Origin of the sequence: Salinivibrio sp. IB868 (genome assembly GCF_001995655.1) — a bacterium.
Classification (GTDB): domain Bacteria; phylum Pseudomonadota; class Gammaproteobacteria; order Enterobacterales; family Vibrionaceae; genus Salinivibrio; species Salinivibrio siamensis.
Map to the genome: position 1 here is coordinate 24,899 of NZ_MUEW01000020.1, position 8,599 is coordinate 33,497.

The 8,599-nt window shown below is 50.9% G+C and carries 7 protein-coding genes; 1 reads left to right on the forward strand and 6 read right to left on the reverse strand.

Features of this window, described 5'->3' with window-relative positions; genetic code table 11:
• The 4 genes from secD to queA form a co-directional block, all read right to left on the reverse strand.
• Positions 1–1,854 carry a protein translocase subunit SecD gene (gene secD / locus BZG20_RS15500; protein WP_046075015.1) on the reverse strand — a complete coding sequence of 618 codons (1,854 nt, stop codon included), beginning with the start codon at positions 1,852–1,854 and terminating at the stop codon, positions 1–3.
• Between the two features lie 27 nt (positions 1,855–1,881).
• Positions 1,882–2,211 (reverse strand): preprotein translocase subunit YajC, encoded by a 330-nt coding sequence (yajC, locus tag BZG20_RS15505; protein ID WP_046075016.1) that lies wholly within the window; start codon positions 2,209–2,211, stop codon positions 1,882–1,884.
• Between the two features lie 36 nt (positions 2,212–2,247).
• Positions 2,248–3,369 carry a tRNA guanosine(34) transglycosylase Tgt gene (gene tgt / locus BZG20_RS15510; protein ID WP_077579559.1) on the reverse strand — a complete coding sequence of 374 codons (1,122 nt, stop codon included), beginning with the start codon at positions 3,367–3,369 and terminating at the stop codon, positions 2,248–2,250.
• 112 nt (positions 3,370–3,481) lie between these two features.
• Positions 3,482–4,534 (reverse strand): tRNA preQ1(34) S-adenosylmethionine ribosyltransferase-isomerase QueA, encoded by a 1,053-nt coding sequence (gene queA / locus BZG20_RS15515; RefSeq protein WP_077579560.1) that lies wholly within the window; start codon positions 4,532–4,534, stop codon positions 3,482–3,484.
• A gap of 215 nt (positions 4,535–4,749) precedes the next feature.
• Between queA and BZG20_RS15520 the strand changes: the two genes are divergently transcribed.
• Positions 4,750–5,190, forward strand: a complete 441-nt coding sequence (locus BZG20_RS15520) for a CBS domain-containing protein (RefSeq protein ID WP_046075019.1) — start codon at positions 4,750–4,752, stop codon at positions 5,188–5,190.
• Positions 5,191–5,247: 57 nt separating this feature from the next.
• On the opposite strand, the gene aceA is transcribed toward BZG20_RS15520, so the two are convergent.
• Positions 5,248–6,552, reverse strand: coding sequence for an isocitrate lyase (gene aceA, locus BZG20_RS15525; protein ID WP_046075020.1), 1,305 nt, complete (start codon positions 6,550–6,552; stop codon positions 5,248–5,250).
• A 78-nt stretch (positions 6,553–6,630) separates the two neighbouring features.
• Positions 6,631–8,238, reverse strand: coding sequence for a malate synthase A (gene aceB, locus BZG20_RS15530; protein WP_077579561.1), 1,608 nt, complete (start codon positions 8,236–8,238; stop codon positions 6,631–6,633).
• Positions 8,239–8,599: the final 361 nt, after the last annotated feature.

The following is an 8,599-nucleotide window of genomic DNA, read 5'->3' on the forward strand; positions in this document are numbered from 1 at the left end:
TTAAATCGACAGCTTCTTGACGCGCTTACCGCCGTACACCAGATTAACCAGTGCACGCGTACCAATGATGGCGGTAAACATCGAGGTCAAAATACCGATCGACAGTGTCACCGCGAAGCCTTTTATCGCGCCTGTTCCCACAGCAAACAAGATGATTGCGGTGATCAGCGTGGTGATATTGGCATCGGCGATGGTACTAAACGCGTTAGAATAACCACGGTCGATTGCATGTTGAGGGTTACGGCCTTCGTGGATTTCTTCGCGGATACGCTCAAAAATCAGCACGTTGGCATCGACCGCCATCCCCACCGTCAGGACAATACCGGCAATACCAGGCAGTGTCATGGTCGCCCCTGGGATCAAAGACATAATACCGATAATCAAGACGATATTGGCGAGCAAGGCACAGTTAGCAAACAGACCAAAGCGACGATAGTAAATCAAGGTGAAGACCATCACCGCCACCAAGCCCCAGATACAGGCTTGCACACCCATATTGATGTTTTGCTGACCCATTGATGGACCAATGGTGCGCTCTTCAACAATCGAGATAGGCGCAATCAAGGCACCTGCGCGCAGCAGCAGCGCCAAGTTATGTGCTTCGGCGGCAGAATCAATGCCGGTAATGCGGAAATTACGTCCCAAAGCAGACTGGATCGTGGCTTGGTTAATCACTTCTTCGTGTTTTTCCAAGATCACTTTGCCGTCTTCGTCACGCTCGCCACTGTCTTTGTATTCTGCAAACACGGTGGCCATCAGCTCACCAATGTTACGCTTACTGAAGTCCGCCATTTTGTCACCGCCCTCGCTGTCGAGAGAGATGTTAACTTGTGGTCGGCTGTATTCATCGCGGGAGGAGCTAGCGTCAGTAATGTGCGAGCCCGTCAAAATGACCCGCTTTTTCAGCACGGCGGGACGACCATCTCGAGTACGCATCAACTCGCTGCCCGGTGGCACTCGGCCTGCCATGGCGGCAGATAGGTCAGCGTCCTGATCCACTTCGCGGAATTCCAAGGTCGCGGTGGCACCAAGAATTTCTTTCGCGCGTGCCGTGTCTTGCACACCGGGGAGTTCAACCACAATACGGCTTGCGCCCTGACGTTGCACCAAAGGCTCGGCCACACCCAGTTCATTCACACGGTTGCGCAGAATCGTAATGTTTTGCGCCACCGCGTAGTTACGAATCTCTTTGAGGCGCTCTTCTTTGTAAACCGCGGCTAATCGCCCTTCATCTTCATCGACAGAAAAGTTCATGTCGAGGTAGTTGTTCGAGAGCAGTTCTAGCGCTTTATTGGTGTCTTCGGCATTACGCAGATTCACCACAACACGGGTGTTATCTTCTATTCGTAAACCACGATAACGGATACGCGCTTCACGTAAGTCGGTGCGGAAGCTGTCTTCTTGCTGGGTGATCAGCTTTTCTAATGCTGCATCCATGTCCACTTCCATCAGGAAGTGCACCCCACCACGTAGGTCTAGGCCAAGCTTCATCGGGGTAGCACCCAGCGTATCCAGCCACGATGGCGTTGCAGGCGCCAAGTTTAAGGCAACCACATAGTCATCACTGTCGAAACGCGACATCAAGGCATCACGGGCACTGATTTGTGCTTCCGTGTCTTTAAAGCGGGCTAAGACGGTACCGTCTTCGAGCGCAATGGATTGGTAGGAAAGGTCGTTCGATTCGAGGGTCTGTTTGATGGAGTCCAACGCAGTCATATCTACCGAGGCGCCACGCGCCCCGGAAATTTGTACTGCTGGATCTTCACCGTATAAATTGGGAAGCGCATACACGATGCCAATAACCAGTGTTATTAGCACCATGATGTACTTCCACAAAGGATAACGGTTTAGCACAGCATGCATCCTTTATGGTTGCGAGAATTAGAGAGACTGGATAGTACCTTTAGGCAGTACTGCCGTCACGAAGTCTTTTTTGATGGTTACTTCGTTATTATCGTTGAGTGCAATCACAATAAAGTCATTGTCTTCAGCGATTTGAGTGATCTTACCCACTAAACCACCTCCGGTTAGCACTTCGTCCCCTTTGCTCATAGATGCCATAAGGTTTTTGTGCTCTTTGACACGCTTAGATTGCGGGCGGTAGATCATAAAGTAAAAAATCACCGCAAAGAGACCAAGCATGATAAAAAGCTGCATTCCGCCACCTTGTGGTGCGGCTTCAGCGGCTGCGTGAGCTTGTGAGATAAACATTCAATCACGTCCTCGTTCTAGTTGTTGAATTCGAAATTAATCGAGCGGCGGCACTTCCTTGCCACGACGCGCGTAGAAATCCGCTACAAAGGCATCTAATCTACCTTCGTCAATCGCGTTACGCAAACCTTCCATCACGCGCTGATAGTAGCGTAAGTTGTGGATGGTGTTGAGTCGCGCGCCTAGGATCTCATTACAGCGGTCTAAATGGTAGAGGTAAGCACGGCTGTAGTGGCGGCAAGTGTAACAGTCACACTCGGGATCCAAAGGCGAGGTATCACTTTTATGTTTCGCATTGCGGATCTTGATCACACCGCCAGTAATAAACAAGTGGCCATTACGTGCGTTTCGTGTCGGCATCACACAATCAAACATGTCGACACCACGACGAACCCCTTCGACCAAATCTTCAGGTTTCCCCACGCCCATCAGATAGCGCGGTTTATCCTCTGGCAGCTGTGGACAAGTGTGCTCCAAGATCCGGTGCATGTCTTCTTTCGGCTCCCCGACCGCTAGGCCGCCAACGGCATACCCATCAAAACCGATCTCGGTAAGACCTTCTACAGAGACATCTCGCAAGTCCTCGTACACGCCGCCTTGTACAATACCAAACAAGGCATTTTTGTTACCTAATTTGTCAAAGTGATTGCGGCTACGTTTTGCCCAGCGTAGTGACATCTCCATCGACTTTTTCGCTTCGTCATGCGTGGCAGGATAGGGCGTACACTCATCAAAAATCATCACGATGTCTGATCCCAAGTCATATTGGATCTCCATCGATTTTTCCGCGTCCATAAAGATGCGATCGCCGTTCACTGGGTTGCGAAAGTGCACCCCTTCTTCGGTGATTTTACGGATATCGCCCAAACTGAACACTTGGAAACCGCCAGAGTCGGTCAAAATAGGGCCATGCCACTGCATAAAGTCATGCAAATCCCCGTGCAGTCGCATAATTTCCTGACCTGGGCGTAGCCATAGATGAAAAGTGTTCCCTAATAGGATCTCCGCCCCAGTCCCTTTCACTTCTTCAGGCGTCATCCCTTTGACGGTGCCATAGGTACCCACCGGCATAAAAGCCGGCGTTTCCACAGTGCCGCGTTCAAAGATTAAGCGGCCACGGCGAGCGCGTCCGTCGGTTTTTTTCAGTTCGTATTCCACGAATCCTCCTCAGTGCCAGAGAAACAGTCTGGCGTGTGTCTTATGCTAACAGGTTTACCCTGCCGCAAGCATAGCGCACACGGACATAAGAGCCCGTGTTCTCATCATGTCGTCAGTGGTGCTGACGGGTAATAAACATGGCATCGCCATAGCTGAAAAAGCGATAGCGTTCTTCAACCGCCGCACGATAAGCGGCCATGGTATGCTGGTAACCGGCAAACGCGCTTACCAACATGATCAAGGTGGATTCCGGCAAGTGAAAATTGGTCACCAATACATCCACTAGCTGCCATTCATACCCCGGATAGATAAAAATCTGCGTGTCATTAAAAAACGGGGACAGTGGCTCACCTTTTTGCTTGGCCGCCTGTGCCGCACTTTCCAGTGAACGCACCGAGGTGGTTCCCACCGCAATCACCCGCTTGCCTTGTGCTCGCGTTTGATTGACCGCATCAACCACCTCTTGCGGCACTTCAGCATACTCAGCATGCATGGTGTGCTCTTCAATGTTGTCGACCCGAACCGGTTGGAACGTTCCGGCTCCCACGTGCAAGGTGACAAAAGCAATATTGACGCCTTTTTCTTTAAGCGCTGCCATAATGGCATCGTCAAAGTGTAACCCCGCCGTTGGCGCAGCGACGGCCCCAGGCTTTTGGTTATACACGGTTTGATAGCGTTCTTTATCGCTCTCTTCATCTGGGCGGTCGATGTATGGCGGCAACGGCATATGGCCGATGTCGTTAAGCGTATCTACCACGCCTTTATCGTCGTGTAGCTGAATTTCGAACAGAGCATCATGGCGTGCCACCATCTTTGCTGGGACCTGTCCGTCATCGCCGAGGAATAATTCGGCGCCGGGTTTAGGTGCTTTAGAGGCGCGCACATGGGCGAGGAAACGACGTTCGTCGAGCACACGCTCCACCAGCACCTCTATTTTACCCCCCGACGCTTTGCGGCCATACACGCGCGCGGGGATCACTCGCGTGTTGTTGAACACCATCAAATCCCCAGGCTCAACCAGATCGAGGATATCCTTAAACTGACGATGTACCACCTCACCGCTTGTGCCATCGAGTGACAATAAGCGACTTGCACTGCGATCCGGTTGCGGATAGCGCGCAATTAACTCATCGGGGAGTTCAAAGTGAAAATCGGATAATTGCATGACATTTGCCTAGATAAAAAGCAGGCCGCTAGTATAGGTAGCCCACCGTGAAGATCAAGCAAGCTGGATGCTTGATTCAGGCATCGTTTACACAGGCGCCAATGAACACAACATTTGCCTCGATGCGCGTAGTTATCTTGATGCATATCACGCCTAACCCGGTACAACTGCACTACAGTAAAAGTATCCCTGTGTACTGATGACAAGGAGGTGCCATGTTTATTGTTGATGATATGATGACCCGGCATCCACACACGCTTAGCCCTGACCATACCCTGGATGACGCGCACCGTTTAATGCGCGCCGAGCGCTTTCGCCATCTCCCCATCGTTGACGATGATGAGCGTTTGTTAGGACTGGTCACACAAAGAGATGTGCTGTCAGCACAAGCCTCTTCACTAGGCAAAACGACCAATGGCGATCACCAGATCCATACTCCCCTATCACACTTTATCGAGCGGCAACTGGTCACAGTCGACCCCGGGGCGTCACTACGGGCTGCAGCGCTAACCATGCTCGAGCGTAAAATAGGCTGCTTACCGGTGGTGAAGCACCAACGTTTGGTTGGGATCATCACCGACAGTGATTTTGTCGCCATCGCGTCAACATTGCTGGAGATCCAAGAAGAAAGTGAGCCGGTTGAAGAGGGAGAATAAATAAAAAAGGGAGTGTGAGACTCCCTTTTTATCAGGTTGATAACCGGTATCGCGCGATTAGAATTGATCTTCTTCCGTCGAGCCCGTTAATGCCGTGACCGATGATTGCCCACCTTGGATAATATTGGTCATCTGATCAAAATACCCAGTACCCACTTCTTGCTGGTGCGCGACAAAGGTATAGCCACGCTCAGCGGCAGCGAACTCTGGACGCTGCACCTTTTCAACGTAGTGACGCATGCCCTCACCTTGCGCATAAGCATGCGCCAAGTCGAACATGTTGTACCACATGTTATGAATACCCGCTAAGGTAATGAACTGGTACTTATAGCCCATATCAGACAGTTCTTGTTGGAAACGCGCTATCGTCTCGGCGTCCAGGTTTTTCTCCCAGTTGAAAGACGGTGAACAGTTATAAGCCAAAAGCTGGTCTGGATACTGAGCATGAATGGCTTCAGCAAACTGTCGTGCTTCTTCCAAGTCCGGTTTCGCGGTCTCGCACCAAATCAAATCGGCATACGGCGCATAAGCTAGGCCTCGAGAAATGGCTTGCTCAATCCCAGGACGCACGCGATAGAAGCCTTCGGCTGTGCGCTCACCAACGATGAAGTCCTTGTCGTATGGGTCGCAATCTGAGGTCAATAGATCGGCCGCGTTGGCATCAGTACGCGCAATGACCAGCGTATCGGTGCCCGCCACATCGGCAGCTAAGCGCGCCGCGACCAATTTTTGTACCGCCTCTTGGGTTGGCACCAACACTTTTCCGCCCATGTGGCCACATTTTTTCACTGAGGCGAGCTGATCTTCAAAGTGAACACCGGCAGCGCCAGCTTCAATCATGTTACGCATCAGCTCGTAGGCGTTAAGCACACCACCAAAGCCTGCTTCGGCATCCGCTACAATCGGTAAGAAATAGTCGGTGCCCTCTTCCGGTGAGCCCCCTTTCGACCACTGAATTTGGTCCGCTCGGCGAAACGCATTATTAATGCGCTTAACGACAGCGGGAACGGAATCAACCGGATACAACGACTGGTCTGGATACATACTCGAGGCTGTGTTGTTGTCAGCCGCCACCTGCCAACCAGACAGATAAATCGCTTCAATACCCGCTTTGGCTTGCTGCACCGCTTGACCGCCTGTCAATGCGCCCAAGCAGTTGACGTAGCCTTTTTTGGCACTGCCATTGACCAAATCCCATAGTTTGGCAGCTCCCCGCTTAGCGACGGTATTCTCCGGCACAAACGAGCCACGCATATTGACGACTTCTTCAGCCGTGTAGGGGCGCTTAACCTGTTTCCAGCGCGGGTTTTCCGCCCAATCCTTTTCCAGTTCAGCGATTTGTTGTTGGCGAGTCAAAGTCATGTTCCATTCCTCTTTGTTAGCAGGGCTGTACCAGCCCCTTACTGTCATTCCATGTTTGTTATTGTGCTTCCATGCCCATTACGGCAAATACTCATAACCCGGTAAGGTTAAAAAGTTAACCAGCTCATCACTGGTAGTGAGCGTTTCCATCAAGGTTGCCGCTTGCCGGTACCGTCCTTGCGCAAAACGCTCTGCGCCTAGCTCTTTTTCAAGCACCGCCATTTCCTCGGCAAGATACTGAGAGAACAACGCCTTGGTCACCACCTTGCCGTTGCTCAGTGGTTTTTGATGCTTAATCCATTGCCAAATCGACGCACGTGAGATTTCAGCCGTGGCCGCGTCCTCCATCAAGCCATAAATAGGCACACAACCGTTACCTGAAATCCACGCTTCAATGTACTGCACCGCCACGCGAATGTTATGTCGCATTCCCGCCTCTGTGCGTTCGCCATCGCAAGGCGCCAGCAACTCTGCAGCAGTAATCTCAGCATCTTGCTCGCGGGTCACCGTAAGTTGATTCGGCTTATCGCCAAGTGCACGGTCGAAAATCGCGCGAGCCGTGTCAGCCAGCCCTGGATGCGCAATCCAGGTGCCATCGTGGCCATTATTGGCTTCTAAGGTTTTATCCTTTTCAATTTTCTCTAGCACCTGCTGGTTTTCAGCCGGGTCTTTACTGGGAATAAAGGCTGCCATGCCACCCATCGCCAACGCGCCACGCTTATGGCACGTTTTGACCAGTAAACGCGAGTAAGCGTTAAGGAAAGGCTTATCCATGGTCACCACTTGGCGGTCCGGCAACACGCGGTCCGGATGATTACGCAATGTTTTGATATAGCTAAAGATATAATCCCAACGACCACAGTTAAGGGCGACGATGTGATCACGAAGGTGATACAAAATCTCATCCATTTCGAACACGGCGGGCAAGGTTTCAATCAGCACGGTCGCTTTGATGGTGCCACGGCTTAGCCCAAACTCGTCTTCGGCAAAGGAAAACACCTCACTCCACCACGCGGCTTCTTGATATGCTTGAAGTTTAGGCAGGTAGAAATAAGGCCCCGATCCCGTCTCGAGTAAACGACGGTAGTTATGGAAAAAGTAAAGAGCGAAGTCGAACAGGGCACCTGGAATTGGTTTACCCTGCCACGTCACGTGTTTTTCGGTCAGGTGCAAGCCACGCACACGACAAATAAGGCGTGCTGGGTCCTCATTTAGCTGATAGCGTTTGCCTGTATCAGGGTGCTGATAACTGATGGTGCCATTCACGGCATCGCGCAAATTACGCTGTCCTTCAACCACTTGTGGCCACGCCGGCGCAAAGGAGTCTTCAAAGTCCGCCATGAAAACTTTCACGTTAGCGTTGAGTGCGTTGATCACCATCTTCCGGTCTACCGGTCCGGTAATTTCTAGCCGCCGATCTTGTAAATCCTCGGGAATGCCACGGATGGTCCAATCCGCTTGGCGGATCGATTGCGTCTCCGGAAGAAAGTCGGGCAGCTCTCCCGCATCAATGCGTTGTTGACGCGCCTCACGCGCCGCTAACAGTGTGGGTACGCGCGCCGCATAACGCTCAGCGAGACTGGCTAAAAAGCACAATGCATCATCGGTTAAGATTTCTGCCTGCTCTGCGGTGACTGTCTCGTTAATCACCAACGATTCGCGTAAGGTTGAGCACGCTTCCGTCATATCGCCTCCCTGGCTTATCATTTGTAATCCAATCACAACACTATTATTACTACACGCGCTTGGGCTCCCGTGCAGCACTTGTGTTATTACGTTGGCTTACATTCGCGCAAAAATCAACCAAGAACAAAACAAAAACGGAATGGTAAATTATTAAAATAAATTAAAAACAAACACTTAAACAGTTTAGAGTATAAGCTCGAATGCGCTTTTTTATGACCATTATCAGAATGATATAACACTGCTACGGGGATCATAATTTTGTCACCACTTTGTAATCAGTTACGTAATTAAATTACACAACAAGCGCTTTACCCTGTGGCGAAAAAATAAAAAAGCATTTTAACTTCAATGACTTATATAT

Excerpts from the sequence above, each read along its gene's own strand:
- yajC (WP_046075016.1), bottom strand. The coding sequence starts at position 2,211 with ATGTTTATCTCACAAGCTCACGCAGCCGCTGAAGCCGCACCACAAGGT.
- queA (WP_077579560.1), bottom strand. The coding sequence starts at position 4,534 with ATGCAATTATCCGATTTTCACTTTGAACTCCCCGATGAGTTAATTGCG.
- BZG20_RS15520 (WP_046075019.1), top strand. The coding sequence starts at position 4,750 with ATGTTTATTGTTGATGATATGATGACCCGGCATCCACACACGCTTAGC.
- aceA (WP_046075020.1), bottom strand. The coding sequence starts at position 6,552 with ATGACTTTGACTCGCCAACAACAAATCGCTGAACTGGAAAAGGATTGG.
- aceB (WP_077579561.1), bottom strand. The coding sequence starts at position 8,238 with ATGACGGAAGCGTGCTCAACCTTACGCGAATCGTTGGTGATTAACGAG.